The sequence below is a fragment of the Citrobacter cronae genome, from assembly GCF_016893685.1.
GTDB lineage: Bacteria > Pseudomonadota > Gammaproteobacteria > Enterobacterales > Enterobacteriaceae > Citrobacter > Citrobacter werkmanii.
In genome coordinates this window covers 2939714-2956039 of the sequence record NZ_CP069763.1, presented here as the reverse complement: position 1 = coordinate 2956039, position 16326 = coordinate 2939714, and the positions used below count along the sequence as shown (strand labels likewise).

15 protein-coding genes are annotated in these 16326 nt (G+C 51.4%); 10 read left to right on the top strand and 5 right to left on the bottom strand.

The features are described from left to right. Positions 1-176: 176 nt before the first annotated feature. Complete coding sequence (locus JSN25_RS12680) at positions 177-1763, top strand: phosphoethanolamine transferase (protein ID WP_085047461.1); 1587 nt, start codon at positions 177-179, stop codon at positions 1761-1763. 63 nt (positions 1764-1826) lie between these two features. Here JSN25_RS12680 and ompX read toward each other — a convergent pair whose 3' ends face one another. Beyond that, positions 1827-2342 (bottom strand): outer membrane protein OmpX, encoded by a 516-nt coding sequence (ompX, locus tag JSN25_RS12675; protein ID WP_003035257.1) that lies wholly within the window; start codon positions 2340-2342, stop codon positions 1827-1829. A gap of 399 nt (positions 2343-2741) precedes the next feature. Between ompX and rhtA the strand changes: the two genes are divergently transcribed. From rhtA to ybiO, 6 genes are all read left to right on the top strand, one after another. Then, positions 2742-3629 carry a threonine/homoserine exporter RhtA gene (gene rhtA, locus JSN25_RS12670; RefSeq protein WP_042309586.1) on the top strand — a complete coding sequence of 296 codons (888 nt, stop codon included), beginning with the start codon at positions 2742-2744 and terminating at the stop codon, positions 3627-3629. Between the two features lie 303 nt (positions 3630-3932). After that, complete coding sequence (gene dps, locus JSN25_RS12665) at positions 3933-4436, top strand: DNA starvation/stationary phase protection protein Dps (protein WP_038639118.1); 504 nt, start codon at positions 3933-3935, stop codon at positions 4434-4436. A gap of 365 nt (positions 4437-4801) precedes the next feature. Beyond that, a complete protein-coding gene (gene glnH / locus JSN25_RS12660) occupies positions 4802-5548 on the top strand; it encodes a glutamine ABC transporter substrate-binding protein GlnH (protein WP_038639115.1) in 747 nt (248 codons plus the stop codon). A 136-nt stretch (positions 5549-5684) separates the two neighbouring features. Continuing rightward, positions 5685-6344 (top strand): glutamine ABC transporter permease GlnP, encoded by a 660-nt coding sequence (glnP, locus tag JSN25_RS12655; RefSeq protein ID WP_006685364.1) that lies wholly within the window; start codon positions 5685-5687, stop codon positions 6342-6344. Further along, complete coding sequence (gene glnQ, locus JSN25_RS12650) at positions 6341-7063, top strand: glutamine ABC transporter ATP-binding protein GlnQ (RefSeq protein ID WP_042309588.1); 723 nt, start codon at positions 6341-6343, stop codon at positions 7061-7063. Before glnP ends, glnQ begins: the two co-directional genes overlap by 4 nt. Positions 7064-7180: 117 nt before the next feature. Further along, positions 7181-9418 carry a mechanosensitive channel protein gene (ybiO, locus tag JSN25_RS12645; RefSeq protein WP_038639109.1) on the top strand — a complete coding sequence of 746 codons (2238 nt, stop codon included), beginning with the start codon at positions 7181-7183 and terminating at the stop codon, positions 9416-9418. On the opposite strand, the gene rlmF is transcribed toward ybiO, so the two are convergent. Further along, positions 9415-10341 carry a 23S rRNA (adenine(1618)-N(6))-methyltransferase RlmF gene (rlmF, locus tag JSN25_RS12640; RefSeq protein WP_087857593.1) on the bottom strand — a complete coding sequence of 309 codons (927 nt, stop codon included), beginning with the start codon at positions 10339-10341 and terminating at the stop codon, positions 9415-9417. The two genes, ybiO and rlmF, sit on opposite strands and share 4 nt — an antisense overlap. 211 nt (positions 10342-10552) lie before the next feature. Between rlmF and mcbA the strand changes: the two genes are divergently transcribed. The 3 genes from mcbA (at position 10553) to ybiJ (ending at position 11785) form a co-directional block, all read left to right on the top strand. Further along, positions 10553-10813 carry a DUF1471 family periplasmic protein McbA gene (gene mcbA, locus JSN25_RS12635; RefSeq protein WP_069323210.1) on the top strand — a complete coding sequence of 87 codons (261 nt, stop codon included), beginning with the start codon at positions 10553-10555 and terminating at the stop codon, positions 10811-10813. A gap of 143 nt (positions 10814-10956) precedes the next feature. Continuing rightward, positions 10957-11223 carry a DksA/TraR family C4-type zinc finger protein gene (locus JSN25_RS12630; RefSeq protein ID WP_150344823.1) on the top strand — a complete coding sequence of 89 codons (267 nt, stop codon included), beginning with the start codon at positions 10957-10959 and terminating at the stop codon, positions 11221-11223. 301 nt (positions 11224-11524) lie between these two features. Then, the gene (gene ybiJ, locus JSN25_RS12625; protein WP_006685371.1) at positions 11525-11785 is read left to right on the top strand and encodes a DUF1471 family protein YbiJ; all 261 of its coding nucleotides are present in this window, start codon (positions 11525-11527) and stop codon (positions 11783-11785) included. A 52-nt stretch (positions 11786-11837) separates the two neighbouring features. On the opposite strand, the gene JSN25_RS12620 is transcribed toward ybiJ, so the two are convergent. From JSN25_RS12620 to dinG, 3 genes are all read right to left on the bottom strand, one after another. Then, positions 11838-12968 carry a malate/lactate/ureidoglycolate dehydrogenase gene (locus tag JSN25_RS12620; RefSeq protein WP_204524984.1) on the bottom strand — a complete coding sequence of 377 codons (1131 nt, stop codon included), beginning with the start codon at positions 12966-12968 and terminating at the stop codon, positions 11838-11840. A gap of 163 nt (positions 12969-13131) precedes the next feature. Next, entirely contained in the window at positions 13132-14100 is a 969-nt protein-coding gene (ybiB, locus tag JSN25_RS12615; RefSeq protein WP_204524983.1) for a DNA-binding protein YbiB, read from the bottom strand. A gap of 28 nt (positions 14101-14128) precedes the next feature. Beyond that, positions 14129-16279, bottom strand: coding sequence for an ATP-dependent DNA helicase DinG (gene dinG / locus JSN25_RS12610; RefSeq protein WP_204524982.1), 2151 nt, complete (start codon positions 16277-16279; stop codon positions 14129-14131). Positions 16280-16326 lie beyond the last annotated feature (47 nt).

The window sequence follows — 16326 nt, the reverse complement described above, 5'->3', positions numbered from 1 at the left end:
CTCGCAAAACAATTTCCTTGTAGTAGTTGACCTTCTCTCATGCACACTCTATCTTTTCGCAGCCCTGCGTATATTGCGGCTCGCGGATGCGGACCCTATCCCTCTTCTCGCTCTCTCAGGCAGGCAATGACCCTTAACGCCAGGGTAAGCACATGGCGTTTTTGCATTAGTGGCGTATGAATTTAACCCTCAAAGATTCAATCATTGCTCGTAGCCGGGCCATTAGTCCGTGGACTGGCCTCTATTTCTTACAGTCTATGCTGATCAACCTGGCGTTGGGCTATCCGCTTAGCTTGCTCTACAGCGTTGCTTTCACCTGTATATTAATACTGCTGTGGCGCAGCGCGCCGCGCGCGCAGAAAGTGCTGATCGGCATTTGCTCACTTATTGCGGCAATGTACTTTCCGTTTGGTCAGGCTTACGGTTCGCCTAACTTCAATACGTTGCTGGCGCTGCATTCAACCAATATGGAAGAGTCCACCGAGATCCTGACCATCTTCCCCTGGTACAATTATCTGGTTGGGGTATTTATTTTTGCCCTCGGCGTTATCGCCGTACGCCGTAAAAAAGAAGCGCAGAAGCGCAGTTGGAATAAGTACGACAGTCTGTGTTTGTTGTTTAGCGTCATCGCGTTTTTTGTTACCCCGGTACAAAACCTGGCCTGGGGCGGCGTGTTCAAGCTTAAGGACACCGGTTATCCGGTTTTCCGCTTCGCCAAAGACGTGATCGTCAATAATAACGAAGTGCTCGATGAACAGGAGCGCATGGCGAAGCTGTCGAGTGTGAAAGACAGCTGGACAGTAACCGCCGTGAAGCCAAAGTATCACACCTATGTCGTGGTCATTGGTGAAAGCGCCCGCCGCGATGCATTAGGCGCGTTTGGTGGTCACTGGGATAACACCCCGTTTGCCAGTTCCGTTAACGGCTATCTGTTCGCAGATTACATTGCCGCAAGCGGTTCAACGCAAAAATCGCTTGGCTTAACGCTTAATCGGGTCGTTGATAATAAGCCGCAGTTCCAGGATAACTTTGTCACTCTGGCTAACCGCGCGGGATTCCAGACGTGGTGGTTTTCCAATCAGGGGCAGATTGGTGAATACGATACGGCTATCGCCAGTATCGCAAAGCGGGCTGATGAAGTGCACTTCCTCAAAAATGGTGATTTCGAAGCGGATAAAAATACCCGTGACGAAGAACTTTTAAAGATGACCGCCCAGGTGCTGGCAACCGAGCGCACTCAGCCGCAGCTCATCGTGCTGCATTTAATGGGTTCACATCCCCAGGCCTGCGACCGTACGCAAGGAAAATACGAGACCTTCGTTCAGTCAAAAGAGACATCTTGTTATCTGTACACCATGACGCAGACGGATGACCTGCTGCGCCAGCTTTACGAGCAATTACGTAACAGCGGCAATAGCTTCTCGATGGTCTATTTCTCCGATCATGGCCTCGCCTTTAAAGAGCGGGGAAAAGAGGTGCAGTACCTGGCGCATGACGATCGGTTCCAGCAGAATTTCCAGGTGCCTTTTATGGTGCTGTCGAGCGATGATAAAGCGCATCGGGTGATCAAAGCCCGTCGCTCTGCCAATGATTTCCTCAGCTTTTTCTCTCAATGGACGGGGATCAGCGCGAAGGAAATTACCAACAGCTACCGTTTTATCTCAGAGAAGAAAGCCGGACCGGTGTATATCACCAACTTCAAACTGCAGAAGGTGGATTACAACCATCTGGGTACCGATATCTTTGAGACCAAATCTCGTTAATCTCTAAATTACACGCAAAAAAAATCCGCCTCAAAAGGCGGATTTTTTATATCACCGAAGTGATTAGAAGCGGTAACCCACGCCAGCGATCCAGGTGCCAACGTCAACGCTACGAATACGGCTCTGCTCATAGGAGAAGTCCAGAGCAACGTTTTCGATCGGGTTGAACTGCAGACCAGCACCGTAAGAGAAACCGTAGTCGCTGGTGGTGTGGTTGTCAGCCGGAGATGCTGCGTTCTGGAATTTACCGTAACCAACACCCACTACACCGTAGATGCTTGCCCAGTCGTTCAGACGGTAAGCCGGACCCGCAGTGATGCCGTAGTACTGGGTTTTGTTGTAGTCGCCAGAAGCATCGGTACGGTCTTTTTCAGTGTAAGTGAAGGAACCGATTACACCCAGCGGGTTGTTGTCCTGCTCGTAGCGATACTTCAGGTTGAAACCGTTCATTTTGTTCGCTGCGCCCTGAGCATCACTCTGAGCGTAACCACCAGTAACGGTAGAAGTAGCAGCTACAGCAGTACCTGCGGAGAAAGCCAGAACAGCGGCCAGTGCTGAAAGACATGCAATTTTTTTCATAACCACCTCAAATGTGCTTCAAGTAAATCCTAAGTTTTAAATATAACAAAAATTAATGGGAAACTCTTTGCGATTCGCGGTGTCTAACGGGCTCTTTCATGTAACAAAACATTTCACAAGCCAGCTATACCTTTCAATTTACACCACTTTTTTAATCTAATGAGCCATTATTGCGCGCACAATACGACACATTCATCCAGATAATTCCTAATCACGCAGATTATTAATCCACCAATTTCGTACCATTGTACGGATCTGAAGAATTTTTTTTTCAACCAATACTCAACCAGTTGAGTGTATTTCCATTACACTCGCTGTTTTACTTTTCTATACATTTTGCCATCCGCGTCGTAACGCCGCGCAGATGAAGAGATGTACCATCATTTGTCAGGAGAAAGGATGCCGGGGTCGTTACGAAAAGCGCCAGTTTGGTTACCTATTTTAGTTTTGCTTATTGCTATGTCCTCCATTCAAAGCGGAGCATCTCTGGCAAAATCGCTGTTCCCTCTCGTCGGTGCGCCTGGCGTTACCGCGCTGCGCCTCGCACTGGGCACACTCATCCTTATCGCCTTCTTTAAACCCTGGCGTTTACGTTTTGCCAAAGAACAGCGCCTGCCGCTGCTGTTTTATGGTCTGTCTCTTGGCGGGATGAACTACCTCTTTTATCTGTCTATTCAGACTGTCCCGCTGGGAATTGCCGTGGCGCTGGAGTTTACCGGCCCGCTTGCAGTGGCGCTGTTTTCATCCCGACGCCCTGTAGATTTTATTTGGGTCGCGCTGGCCGTTCTTGGGCTTTGGTTCCTGTTACCGCTTGGCCAGGACGTTTCTCATGTGGATTTAACCGGCGCAGCGCTGGCGCTGGGAGCTGGCGCCTGTTGGGCCGTTTATATTCTCACCGGGCAGCGTGCCGGCGCGGAACACGGTCCGGCAACCGTAGCGGTGGGTTCATTAATCGCCGCGCTGATTTTTGTTCCCATTGGCGCAATTCAGGCCGGCGATGCCCTGTGGCACTGGTCAATACTGCCGTTGGGCCTGGCTGTGGCCGTACTCTCCACCGCGCTCCCCTACTCATTAGAGATGATCGCACTAACGCGATTGCCAACGCGGACTTTTGGTACGTTAATGAGCATGGAACCCGCGCTGGCTGCGGTTTCGGGAATGATCTTCCTCGGTGAAACCCTAACGCTTATCCAGACGCTGGCCCTGGGGGCGATTATTGCCGCATCAATGGGTTCTACACTCACTATTCGCAAAGAACCGCAAATTAAGCAAGTTGACGTGAATTAACCCCTTAATATTCTGCATGGTTTGCATAATCATGCAGAATATCCAATTGTAAATCTGCGTGATAATTTTTCTAATAAATAGATTTTTCTCATTCGCCTATTTCTTTTAATTTCCACATTAACATAAAAATAACATTGAATGACAATCAAACCATGTATCCTCATGATTTCAATATATTTTTATTATCCGCTCATCTCTTCGCTATTAAAGTAATAGGTAACACCGGAAAAATAAATCCAAAATTAGCGCTATACTTATTTCCGTTGAAGAGTTGGGACATAAATATCAAGAGGATATGAAAATATGAGTACCGCAAAACTGGTAAAAACAAAAGCATCCGCCCTCGTTTATACTCGCAACGATGTGACAGACAGCGAAAAGAAAGCAACGGTAGAACTGCTGAATCAGCAAGTGATCCAGTTCATCGACCTGTCGTTGATCACTAAACAGGCTCACTGGAACATGCGCGGCGCGAACTTTATTGCTGTCCATGAAATGCTGGATGGCTTCCGTACTGCCCTGACCGATCATCTCGATACCATGGCTGAGCGCGCCGTACAGTTAGGTGGTGTGGCATTGGGTACAACCCAGGTCATTAACAGCAAAACGCCGCTGAAAAGCTATCCGCTGGATATCCATAGCGTACAGGACCACTTAAAAGAGCTGGCCGATCGTTATGCAGTGGTCGCCAACAGCGTACGTAAAGCCATTAGCGAAGCAAAAGACGAAGATACAGCGGATATCTTCACCGCTGCGTCACGCGATCTCGACAAATTCCTGTGGTTTATCGAAGCCAACATTGAATAACTGTAGGCATAAGAATTACCTATAAAACCCTCGCTCCGGCGGGGGTTTTGCACATCTATGGTGCATAACATTGATCATTCGTCACTCCAAAGTAAATTAATTGTAATAATCACCTCACACAATCGTTAACGAAAGATTGTTTTATCAACAATTTTTACGCTAAATAGTCATACCGTTTGCACCGTGTCAGGTACGCACCAAATGAGTGCCCCAAAATAGTGCAGATTCTCCGCTTTGCCCTACTTATTGTGCAGAGAAAAGAAATACCTTCTTTTTAAAACAATGAGTTGCAAAAGTGGCACGATTTTTTCATTAAGCCATATGTTCTCGCAGGGGATCGCCCCGTGGATATAAAAGGAAATCCTATGAAGTCTGTATTAAAAGTTTCACTGGCTGCACTTACCCTGGCTTTTGCGGTGTCCTCCCATGCCGCAGATAAGAAACTGGTTGTCGCAACTGACACCGCGTTTGTTCCATTTGAATTCAAACAGGGTGACAAATACGTTGGATTTGATGTGGATCTGTGGGCTGCCGTCGCCAAAGAATTGAAGCTGGATTATGAACTGAAACCAATGGATTTCAGCGGCATCATCCCGGCTCTGCAAACCAAAAACGTCGACCTGGCACTGGCGGGTATCACCATCACCGACGAGCGTAAAAAAGCGATCGACTTCTCTGACGGCTACTACAAAAGCGGTCTGTTAGTGATGGTCAAAGCGAATAATAACGACGTTAAAAGCGTGAAAGACCTGGATGGTAAAGTCGTTGCTGTGAAGAGCGGCACCGGTTCCGTTGATTACGCAAAAGCTAACATCAAAACCAAAGACCTGCGTCAGTTCCCAAATATCGATAACGCCTATATGGAACTGGGTACCAACCGCGCAGACGCCGTGCTGCATGACACGCCAAACATTCTTTATTTCATCAAAACCGCGGGTAACGGCCAGTTCAAAGCCGTAGGTGACTCGCTGGAAGCTCAGCAGTACGGTATCGCCTTCCCGAAAGGCAGCAATGACCTGCGTGAGAAAGTGAACGGCGCGCTGAAAACGCTGAAAGAGAACGGTACTTATAACGAGATCTACAAAAAATGGTTCGGTACTGAACCTAAATAATAACTGGCAGTGATGCCCGGTGGCGCGATGCATACCGGGCCTTTCCCAGGATTTTTGAGACCTGTAACCGGATAAGCACAGCGTATCTGGCAAAACGGGCATTTGAATATTTACACCACGGTAACAGGAACGACATATGCAGTTTGACTGGAGTGCCATCTGGCCCGCCATCCCGCTTTTGATTGAAGGCGCCAAAATGACCTTATGGATCTCGATCCTCGGTCTGGCTGGCGGCCTGGTAATCGGGCTTGCAGCAGGGTTTGCGCGTACTTTCGGCGGTTGGATAGCCAACCACGTAGCGCTGGTGTTTATCGAAGTCATTCGCGGTACACCAATCGTTGTGCAAGTGATGTTTATCTACTTCGCCCTGCCAATGGCGTTTAACGATTTACGTATTGACCCCTTTAGCGCCGCCGTTGTCACCATTATGATCAACTCCGGTGCCTATATTGCGGAAATCACCCGCGGCGCGGTGCTCTCAATCCATAAAGGATTCAGTGAAGCCGGACTGGCGCTTGGACTTTCACGTACAGAGACTATCCGTCACGTTATTTTGCCTCTCGCGCTGCGTCGTATGCTGCCGCCGCTGGGCAACCAGTGGATCATCAGCATTAAAGATACCTCGCTGTTTATCGTCATTGGCGTCGCTGAACTGACCCGCCAGGGCCAGGAAATCATTGCCGGTAACTTCCGCGCACTGGAAATCTGGAGCGCCGTTGCGGTGTTCTATCTGATCATTACGCTGGTGCTGAGCTTCATTCTGCGTCGTCTGGAAAGAAGGATGAAAATCCTGTGATTGAATTTAAAAACGTTTCTAAGCACTTTGGTCCTACCCAGGTGCTGCACAATATTGATCTGAACATTAAGCAGGGCGAAGTCGTGGTCATCATCGGGCCGTCCGGTTCCGGTAAATCTACTCTGCTGCGCTGCATTAACAAGCTGGAAGAGATAACCTCTGGCGATCTGATCGTCGACGGTCTGAAAGTCAACGATCCCAAGGTCGATGAGCGGTTAATTCGCCAGGAAGCCGGGATGGTGTTTCAGCAGTTCTACCTGTTTCCCCACCTGACGGCGCTGGAAAACGTCATGTTTGGGCCGCAGCGCGTACGCGGGGCGAATAAAGAACAGGCAGAGAAGTTGGCGAAAGAATTGCTGGCGAAGGTCGGCCTGGCCGAGCGCGCGCATCACTACCCTTCTGAACTGTCCGGCGGTCAACAACAGCGTGTGGCTATTGCCCGTGCACTGGCAGTAAAGCCGAAAATGATGCTGTTTGATGAGCCAACCTCGGCGCTTGACCCTGAACTGCGTCACGAAGTTCTGAAAGTCATGCAGGATCTGGCGGAAGAAGGAATGACCATGGTGATTGTGACCCACGAAATCGGCTTTGCCGAAAAAGTGGCCTCACGTCTGATTTTCATTGATAAGGGACGTATTGCCGAAGACGGTAATCCGCAAGCCCTGATTGAAAATCCACCCAGCCAGCGTTTACAGGAATTCTTGCAGCACGTCTCCTGATGCATTGACCTCCCTTCGCCCGAAGGGAGGTTTTCACCAGAATCCTCTCATTTCCATTCTCTTACGCTCTGGCATCTATACTTATCCTTTTGAATTTATTTTCTCATGGGAGGAGTCATGCGCTGGATCCTGTTGGTCTTCTTTTGTCTGCTGAGCATACCGTCTCACGCGGTGACGATACCCGGCGTCACAACATCGACTTCAGCCGACCCGCAAGCCACCCCCGCAAAAGAGCCTGATGTTGAGCAAAAGAAAGCCGCTTACGCCGCGCTGGCTGACGTACTGGACAATGAAGCATCGCGCCAGGAGTTGATTGGTCAATTGCGCAAAGTCGCGGCAACGCCTCCTCCCGAACCCGTGCCGGTGATTGTACCCCCCACGCTAACTGAAGAAAAAACGGTGTTGGAAAACGTGACAGATGTCAGTCGTCACTATAGTGAAGTTCTTTCCGACCGCTTTGCCCAGCTTTACCGCAACATCACCGACGCCCCGCATAAAACCTTTAACCCGCAAACCTTCACCAATGCCCTGACCCATTTTTTAATGCTGGCAGCGTCAGTGTTTGGGTTTTACTGGCTGATCCGCCTGTGCGCGCTGCCGCTGTATCGCAAAATGGGGCAATGGGCGCGACGGAAAAACCGCGAACGCAGCAACTGGCTACAGCTTCCGGCGATGATCGTCGGCGCATTTATTATCGATTTATTACTGCTGGCGCTGACGTTGTTTATAGGGCAGATTCTGAGCGATCGAATGAACGCCGGGAGCCGCACCATCGCTTTCCAGCAAAGTCTGTTCCTCAATGCCTTTGCGCTGATTGAGTTCTTCAAAGCGATTTTACGTCTGATATTTTGCCCGACGGTAGCGGAGCTACGCCCGTTTAACATTCAGGATGACGGCGCGCGCTACTGGAATCGCCGTTTGAGTTCATTAAGCAGCCTGATTGGTTACGGACTGATTGTTGCCGTTCCTATTATCTCAAATCAGGTCAACGTGCAGGTCGGTGCGATGGCAAACGTCATCATCATGCTGTGTATCACGCTATGGGCGCTGTATCTGATTTTCAGAAATAAGAAAGAGATCACGCAGCATTTGCTCAATCTGGCGGAAAGATCGCTAGCCTTTTTCAGCCTGTTTATCCGCGCCTTCGCGCTGGTATGGCATTGGCTGGCCAGCGCTTACTTCATTGTGCTGTTTTTCTTCTCGCTGTTTGACCCTGGCAACAGTCTGAAATTCATGATGGGCGCAACGTTACGCAGCCTGGTGATTATCGGCATTGCCGCCTTTGTTTCCGGCATGCTTTCGCGTTGGATAGCCAAAACGATTACCCTGTCGCCACATACCCAGCGCAGCTACCCGGAATTACAAAAACGGCTGAATGGCTGGCTGTCGACGGCGTTAAGCGTGGCCCGGATCCTGACGGTGTGCGTCGCGGTGATGCTGCTGCTCAATGCCTGGGGATTGTTCGACTTCTGGAACTGGCTGCATTACGGCGCCGGAGAGAAAACGGTGGATATCCTGATTCGTATCGCGCTGATTCTTTTCTTCTCCGCCATTGGCTGGACGATCCTTGCCAGCCTGATTGAAAATCGTCTGGCTTCCGATATACACGGTCGCCCATTGCCCAGTGCCCGTACCCGCACGCTGTTAACGCTGTTCCGCAATGCGCTGGCGGTGATTATCAGCACTATTACTATCATGATTGTGCTGTCCGAAATTGGCGTCAACATCGCCCCCTTGCTGGCCGGGGCCGGGGCGCTGGGGCTGGCGATCTCTTTTGGCTCGCAAACGCTGGTAAAAGACATTATCACCGGGATCTTCATTCAGTTCGAAAATGGTATGAACACCGGGGATTTAGTCACTATCGGTCCACTCACCGGTACGGTTGAAAGGATGTCCATTCGTTCTGTGGGGGTGCGTCAGGATACCGGGGCGTACCATATCATTCCCTGGTCATCGATAACCACCTTCGCCAACTTTGTGCGTGGCATTGGCTCAGTCGTCGCCAATTACGATGTCGACCGTCATGAAGATGCGGATAAAGCCAATCAGGCGTTGAAAGACGCTGTCGCTGAGCTGATGGAAAAGGACGATATTCGCGGGCTTATTATCGGCGAGCCGTCGTTTGCCGGGATCGTGGGGTTAACCAATACGGCTTTCACGCTACGGGTCTCATTTACGACCCTGCCGCTGAAACAGTGGACGGTACGTTTCGCGCTCGACAGCCAGGTGAAAAAACACTTCGATCTGGCCAACGTACGCGCCCCGGTACAGACGTATCAGGTCTTGCCTGCACCGGTGAATGGCCCTCCGTCGGCGGCAAGCGAACAACTGCCGCCAGGGGAGCCAACGCTCTAGCGTTTACGCGCCATAAAACGACGACGCTGATCATTATCCATAAAGGTCCAGGCAATAAAGCGGCTCTGCTTTTGCCCCTGGGCCATCTCTTTCTTAACCACTTTCACCGCGCCCGCATCCGTTAATGCGTGATACAGCGGAGGTAAATTCTCACCGCGCGAAACCAGCGTGGTAAACCACATCACCTGACGGCCAAAGGCCTGGCTTTCGGCGATCATTTTCTTGATGAACGCCACTTCGCCGCCTTCACACCACAGCTCCTGCTGCTGTCCGCCAAAGTTCAGCGCATCATCTTTGTCCTGACCCAGATTACGACGCTTACGTTCGCTTCCGGCGCGGGCTGAGGCCGCAGAATCATGGAATGGCGGGTTGCATACTGTGGCTTCATACTGCTCATTTTTATGAATGATACCGGTGAAGATTGACGCTGCATCTTTTTGCCGGCGCAAACGAATTGCGCGAGTCAACCCCGGATTGGCGTTAACAATCGCCTGAGCGCTGTTAAACGCTTCGCTACTGGTTTCGCTACCGGTGAATCGCCAGCCGTATTCATGCACGCCAATCAGCGGATAAATGCAGTTTGCCCCAACCCCTACATCCAGCACGCTCGCATTTACCGGAATAGTTCCTGTCGTTTCACCTAACAGGTCGGCCAGATGGTGAATGTAGTCCGCACGACCAGGAACTGGCGGACACAGAAAACCGTCTGGAATATCCCAGTTTTTCACCGCATAAAAATGCGCCAGCAGTGCTTTATTGAGCGCCTTCACTGCCTGCGGATTGGCGAAGTTAACGCTCTGCTCGCCGCCGGGCGTGAGGGTGAGAAATTGCGTCAACTCGGGTGTAACCTGGCATAAAGTCGCAAGATCATAACGGCCATTGTGGCGGTTACGCGGGTGTAATCCCGGTTTCTGGGGGGACATAGCATTCTCCTTTTAACAGCGGCGTAAGATACCCGCATAACGCCACGCGGTAAACACACACAACAAGGATATTTGATTTTTTATGCCTGTACGTTGCCTTACCGATTGTTCAAAAAACAGACATGTTATCACCAGTTTTTTGCGGTTAATGTCTTCCGCTGGCGGCCTAAACTTATCAGGCACCACCTGTTGTTTCTCAGAGGATATCACCATGAAGAAATGCCTCACATTACTTGCCGCTACCGTACTAACCGGTATGACGTTTGCGTCCTTTGCCGCACAGCCCAACACCAGCCCAGCAACCGGTCAGCTCCAGGCCTCAGGTACAGTATTCGCTACCGGCGCCACTAACCTGAGCGATCTCGAAGACAAGCTGGCAGAGAAAGCAAAAGAACAAGGCGCAAAAGGCTTTGTCGTTAACTCTGCGGGCGGTAAAAACCAGATGTACGGTAGCGCCACTATCTATAAGTAACCCCTCCACTTCAGCCCAACTGCATTCATCACGAATGCAGTTTCCTGCGCGAATGGTCTGAAATCTGATACCGCTGGTGTGTGGTCGTTTTTCAGCCATCATATTCGCTATACTTATTCTGTAGACAATAACAGGAGGTACATATGGCATCCGGATGGGCAAATGACGACGCAGTTAACGAGCAGATCAACAATACTATTGAAGATGCTGTTGCCCGCGCACGTGGTGAATTACCGACCGGGGAAAGTCTGTATGAATGCGAAGAGTGCGGTAATCCTATCCCGCAGGCCAGACGTGAGGCAGTGCCAGGCGTACGCTTATGCATAGCCTGTCAGCAGGATAAAGATTCACATAGCTCAGCATTTTCAGGATATAATCGCAGAGGTTCGAAAGACAGCCAGCTACGTTGACTTATCTTTACCAAACGTTTCAGCGCAGATAATTTCCTTTACGAGCACGCTTTTTCGCATGCTGTGTAGCAAAATGTGCCGTTGTCGCTTTCACTGTAAAGCGCAGTGACAAGAACTGTAAATCCCTCTTTCGAATTTATTAATATTCAATAAGTTATTTGTCATTCAATTTTTTTGATTGACGCCGTCAATTCTATTCGATTTTCTCTCGCATAAAAAAACGTGATACTTCTCACATCGACGAAACAACGTCTTCTTACCAGAACACTGACTAACAGAACAAACCTGCGAGAGATTAATCATGAAAAATATTAAATTTGCCGTTGCCGCCATCGCCCTTTCTACCCTGTCATTTGGCGTTTTCGCTGCCGAGCCGGTTTCCTCCACTCAGGCACAAAGCATGAATAAAATTGGTGTGGTATCTGCTGATGGCGCCACCACGCTGGACGGTCTGGAAGCAAAACTGGCTGAGAAAGCCGCCGCTGCCGGCGCAACGGGCTACAACATCACCTCTGCTGTCGGCAACGACAAAATGAGCGGCACCGCGGTTATCTATAAATAACCGAAAGATTACCTGTACGACCCAATGCTCCAACCCTCATTGACCCTGTTTGTTACCCTTTGTTTGCCCGTCCGCCACTGGACGGGCTTTTTTTTGCCTGGTGCTTCAGCCGTTGACGGAATTCCTGTAACACGGTGTCGGGCATCCCTATTTGCAACGCCGCCTCGCAGATTGCCTGCCAGCTTCCGGCATCCAGCGGAATACCTTGTTCCAGCCTTTCCTCACGAGTATTCACCTCCCACTCACCTGGCAACAGGATCGGGGCGTCATCGGCATGTGGGGACGCTTTTACCCACTCAGTAAATGCCGCGACCTGGTTATCGCAATCCGGCGCGCCGAACAGTTCCGGGTTAATAATAAGGGTGGTCATACAGTTAATGATGGCGTCCGCACTGGTCTGCAGGCTCTCCTCATGTGTGGTTTTACCACCAGAAAGCGCGCCGCCCATAATTTCGCACATCGCCGCCAACGCATAACCCTTGTGTTGAGCGAAGGTCAGCAACGACCCCAGCGGAGAGACCTGCATCACAGCAGGATCGGTGGTCGGCGCTCCTTCGGCATCAATCAGACATCCCGGAGCCACCGGTTCCCCCTTATGCCATGCCACGCGGGTTTTGCCAAAAGCGATGGCGCTGGTTGCATAGTCCAACAACAACGGGAAAGTATCTTTACGCGGAAAAACGACGCAGAAAGGGTTGGTGCCAAAACGGCTATCGTGGCCGTGGAACGGCGCGATCATCGGTATGCCCACCACATTCACAAAGTGTACCGAGACAAAACCTGCCGCCGCACATTGTTCCGCCCAGTAACCAATGCGTCCGATATGGTGCGAATTGTGTAACGCCACGGCGGCGATACCGTACTGGCGCGCTTTTTCAATCCCAAGCGTCATTGCCTCGTGCGCCGCCACCTGACCAAATGCGCAATCGCCATCAAGCGTAATCACCGCCCCCGCATCTTTAACCACTTTGGCATGACGGTTGATCTGCAGATGTCCCTGCGAGAAGGAGCGAATATAGCTTGGGATCATGCCGATGCCGTGGGAGTCGTGCCCGGCGAGGTTAGAGGCAATCAGATGATCGGCCACCAGCCGCGCTTCCTGCTCGTTACTCCCCATCTGGTGAAAAACGGCCTGAATAAAGGCGTGCAGCGTTGGCACATGGAAGCGATGTCCACTGTTCATTGTTATCTCCTGTTGTGTCGCGTGTTTGTTGTGTTTCTTATTTTTCAACAAACTATGCTGCGCCACGGCAGTCAGGAGATCAATAAACGTGCAGAAATTTCACGTTGATGCAAAGGATGAACCGACAGGCCTGGTAAATGACCTGTCGGGGGGAACAAGAAAATTAGAAGCTTTGCCCGACGCGAGCAAGGCCTTCAGCCAGCGAGGAAGATTCGCCGGTTGCGACCAGGCAGCAGGCCATCTGAATTTTCAACGAGGCCGGAACAGGCTCGCTACCGGCCAGACAACGTTCAATCCAGCGCGCGGTAGTTTCCGGATCTTTTGCCACTGGCAGCGGTACCGGCTCGTCGGGCATCTCACTCTGACGCTCCTGCAACACTCGCACAGCGGATGAATCGATCAGGCTTATCTGCGGACAGCGCTGCGGGTTGGCATACACCTCGCCTTCTGTACCGTGCATCAACAGGCCACGGCCACCGATGTCGCTAAAGAATTTCGCCACGCGCGATACATATTCCGGATGCGACACGCTGGCAAGACGCAGCGCGGCATCTTCAGCAAACGGCGTGGCGAGTTTAGCCAGCGTATGCGCGCTGTTACGCACGCCCATTCTCCAGCGCATCGCCAGCTGTTTCTCCAGCGGAGGACACAGCGCGCTCACCGGGATAAACACCGGCTCATGACCATCGAGTTTTGCCTGTGCCTGCCCCGCATGCCGCGTTGGCGTAATGCCCATCAGTTCGAAAATGGTTTCTGTCAGCACGCGGGTTGAATCTTCACTGACGCCGTGCACCACTACCGGGAAGCCCAGCTTGTGCAGTAAAATTGCCAGCAACGGAGTCAGATTCGCCTGCTTGCGTGCGCCATTATAGCTGGGAATAACAATGGGCATGGGTTTAGCAACCGGCGGCGTCAAGCGAATAGTATGATTCTGCATCGCTTCGTAAAAGCCCAGCATCTCCGCTTCACCCTCGCCTTTAATACGTAGCGCAATCAGTACGCCGCCCATCTCAAGCTCCGGTACATCGCCGTTCAGCATATGGGTATACAGTCCGCGAGCAGTATCCTTATCCAGGTCACGCGCGTGATTTTTCCCTCGCCCAATCTCTTTGATGATTTTGCGGTAATCCATCGATAACTCCTTGCTGTTGCTCACATCGTTAACGCCTGCGGCGGCGCGTGGGTTTCGCTTTTTCTTTTGGTTTTACTATAACGTCTGGCACAGCAGGTTGCTCTATCGCAAATATGGGTAACGCATTCAGTAAACGCTTGCCGTAGTTTTTGGTCAATAAACGCTTGTCATAAATAACGACTTCCCCCCAGCAGCCGTGGCTACGGATGAGTCGCCCGACCTGCTGGATTAAATTAAACGATGCGGCCGGTAAACTCTGCACTTCGAAAGGATAACGATTCAGGCTTTTCAGCCACTCACCCTCGGTGATCACTACCGGGCTGTCGATTGGCGGAAAGGCGATTTTATGAATATGCACCTGCGTCAGCAGGTCGCCTTTCAAATCCAGACCTTCGGCAAAAGATTGCAGACCCACCAGCACGCTACGCTCACCGTTTTGTACCCGTTTGCGGTGTAGCTCCACCAGACGATAGCGCGGCTGATCGCCCTGGACCAGCAACAGCAGACGTAGATCGGCGACGTGCTCAAGAAAACGCTGCATCGCCCGACCGCTGGCAAACAGCACCAGCATGCCCTGATGCTTTTTGCTTTCCAGCTGTTCGCGGAAATAGGCAGCCATTTCCGCAATATGCTGCTCTTCGTTCTCTATCAACGGTTCGTAGCGCATCTGAGGAATAACAATTTTGCCTTGCTCAACATGATTAAACGGAGAATCCAGCGCGACGAAGCGGTCACCGGCCTTTTCTTTGAGGCCGCTCATCTCCTGTAGACGCGAAAAGCTGTTGAGCGAGCGCAGCGTGGCGGAGGTAACGATAATATGTGGTACGCTGCGCCACAGCAGTCTTTCCAGTTGATCGCTCACGCGGATCCCCACGCAGTGGAACCAGACGTGGCTCTGCCCGTCACGCACTTCACGCGTCGCCCATTTACTCACCGGAGCGCCTGACGACTGCGCCAGCGAGGCCAGCCGCCACAGCTTGCTTTGCGCTTCGAACATACCCAGCGCCCGGTTCATCTGCAAAATAACCCGATGCAGACGCACAATATCGTGAGTGCCGGTTTTTTCGCTGAGATCGTTGAGGAACAGTTCAGCCAGACCGCGCAGCATTTCTGTGAGCTTCGCCAGGCGCTGACATATCTCCATTACTTCCGCTGGCAGTTCACCCATCGCAAAACGGTGTTCTGCTTCCTGGGTGGCAGGCATATACAGATTAAGAATATTGTTAAGTGAAGAAATCAGTTCATACAGTTCTTCGCAGTGGCCGTTCAGACGCTCGGCATTTGCCAACGGCGGCGTGGTTTTGGGGCGAAACTGCTCAAGGCAGGTAGCCACTAACTTACAAAACAGATCCAACTGCAGTCGATACCAGGGGGCGCTGATTTCCGCACTCATCTCCAGCGCATCGCGCGCAACGTCCGGCAAGTGGTGTCCTTCATCAAGCACCAGCAGCAGGTTTTTCGGCTCCGGCAAAACAGCTTCACTTTCCATGGCGGCCATCACCAGCGCATGGTTGGCAACCACCACTTCGGCTTCCTGAATCTCACGGCGGGCGACAAAAAAAGGACATTCACGATAATAGTGACAATTACGATTCAGACAGCTGGCCTTATCGGTGCTCAGGCGTTGCCAAAGTCCGTCATCAATAGCGATATCCGTGTGATCGCGCAGCCCGTCCCATTTATAGGTGTCGAGGTCGCCTTTCAGCCTGGCGCAGCGCTTTTGCTCTTCCTGGTTATTTGGCGTCAGGTCATCGTCGAGAAAAGCCAGCAGATCCTGCTGATTAGGTTCGGTACTGGCAAGCGCCGCTAAGTTACGCGGGCAGACATAGCGCCCACGACCGAACGCGGCGGTAAAACGCAGGTCAGGAATAATTTTGCGCAGTAACGGCAGATCTTTGCTGTAGATCTGATCCTGCAAGGCGACGTTGGCGGTACTCACCACCAGCGTTTTTTGTTCTTCCCGGGCAATGGCGATTCCCGGAATTAAATAGGACAGGGTTTTCCCCACCCCAGTCGGCGCTTCAATCGCCAGATGCCGCCCTTCTTCCCCGGAGAGCGTTTTCGCAACGTCAGCAATCATCTGCCGCTGCGGTGCGCGGGGGATAAAGTCGGGGATCTGTTCCTGAAGCGCCTTGTACCAGGCGGCAATTTGCGCTTTCAGCGCAGCCGTAAGTGCCATGAGAAAACCTGAAATACTGTATAAACAGCCACTATTGTGGCACTTTC

Excerpts from the sequence above, each read along its gene's own strand:
- JSN25_RS12680 (WP_085047461.1), top strand. The coding sequence starts at position 177 with ATGAATTTAACCCTCAAAGATTCAATCATTGCTCGTAGCCGGGCCATT.
- ompX (WP_003035257.1), bottom strand. The coding sequence starts at position 2,342 with ATGAAAAAAATTGCATGTCTTTCAGCACTGGCCGCTGTTCTGGCTTTC.
- rhtA (WP_042309586.1), top strand. The coding sequence starts at position 2,742 with ATGCCGGGGTCGTTACGAAAAGCGCCAGTTTGGTTACCTATTTTAGTT.
- dps (WP_038639118.1), top strand. The coding sequence starts at position 3,933 with ATGAGTACCGCAAAACTGGTAAAAACAAAAGCATCCGCCCTCGTTTAT.
- glnH (WP_038639115.1), top strand. The coding sequence starts at position 4,802 with ATGAAGTCTGTATTAAAAGTTTCACTGGCTGCACTTACCCTGGCTTTT.
- glnP (WP_006685364.1), top strand. The coding sequence starts at position 5,685 with ATGCAGTTTGACTGGAGTGCCATCTGGCCCGCCATCCCGCTTTTGATT.
- ybiO (WP_038639109.1), top strand. The coding sequence starts at position 7,181 with ATGCGCTGGATCCTGTTGGTCTTCTTTTGTCTGCTGAGCATACCGTCT.
- rlmF (WP_087857593.1), bottom strand. The coding sequence starts at position 10,341 with ATGTCCCCCCAGAAACCGGGATTACACCCGCGTAACCGCCACAATGGC.
- mcbA (WP_069323210.1), top strand. The coding sequence starts at position 10,553 with ATGAAGAAATGCCTCACATTACTTGCCGCTACCGTACTAACCGGTATG.
- JSN25_RS12630 (WP_150344823.1), top strand. The coding sequence starts at position 10,957 with ATGGCATCCGGATGGGCAAATGACGACGCAGTTAACGAGCAGATCAAC.
- ybiJ (WP_006685371.1), top strand. The coding sequence starts at position 11,525 with ATGAAAAATATTAAATTTGCCGTTGCCGCCATCGCCCTTTCTACCCTG.
- JSN25_RS12620 (WP_204524984.1), bottom strand. The coding sequence starts at position 12,968 with ATGAACAGTGGACATCGCTTCCATGTGCCAACGCTGCACGCCTTTATT.
- ybiB (WP_204524983.1), bottom strand. The coding sequence starts at position 14,100 with ATGGATTACCGCAAAATCATCAAAGAGATTGGGCGAGGGAAAAATCAC.
- dinG (WP_204524982.1), bottom strand. The coding sequence starts at position 16,279 with ATGGCACTTACGGCTGCGCTGAAAGCGCAAATTGCCGCCTGGTACAAG.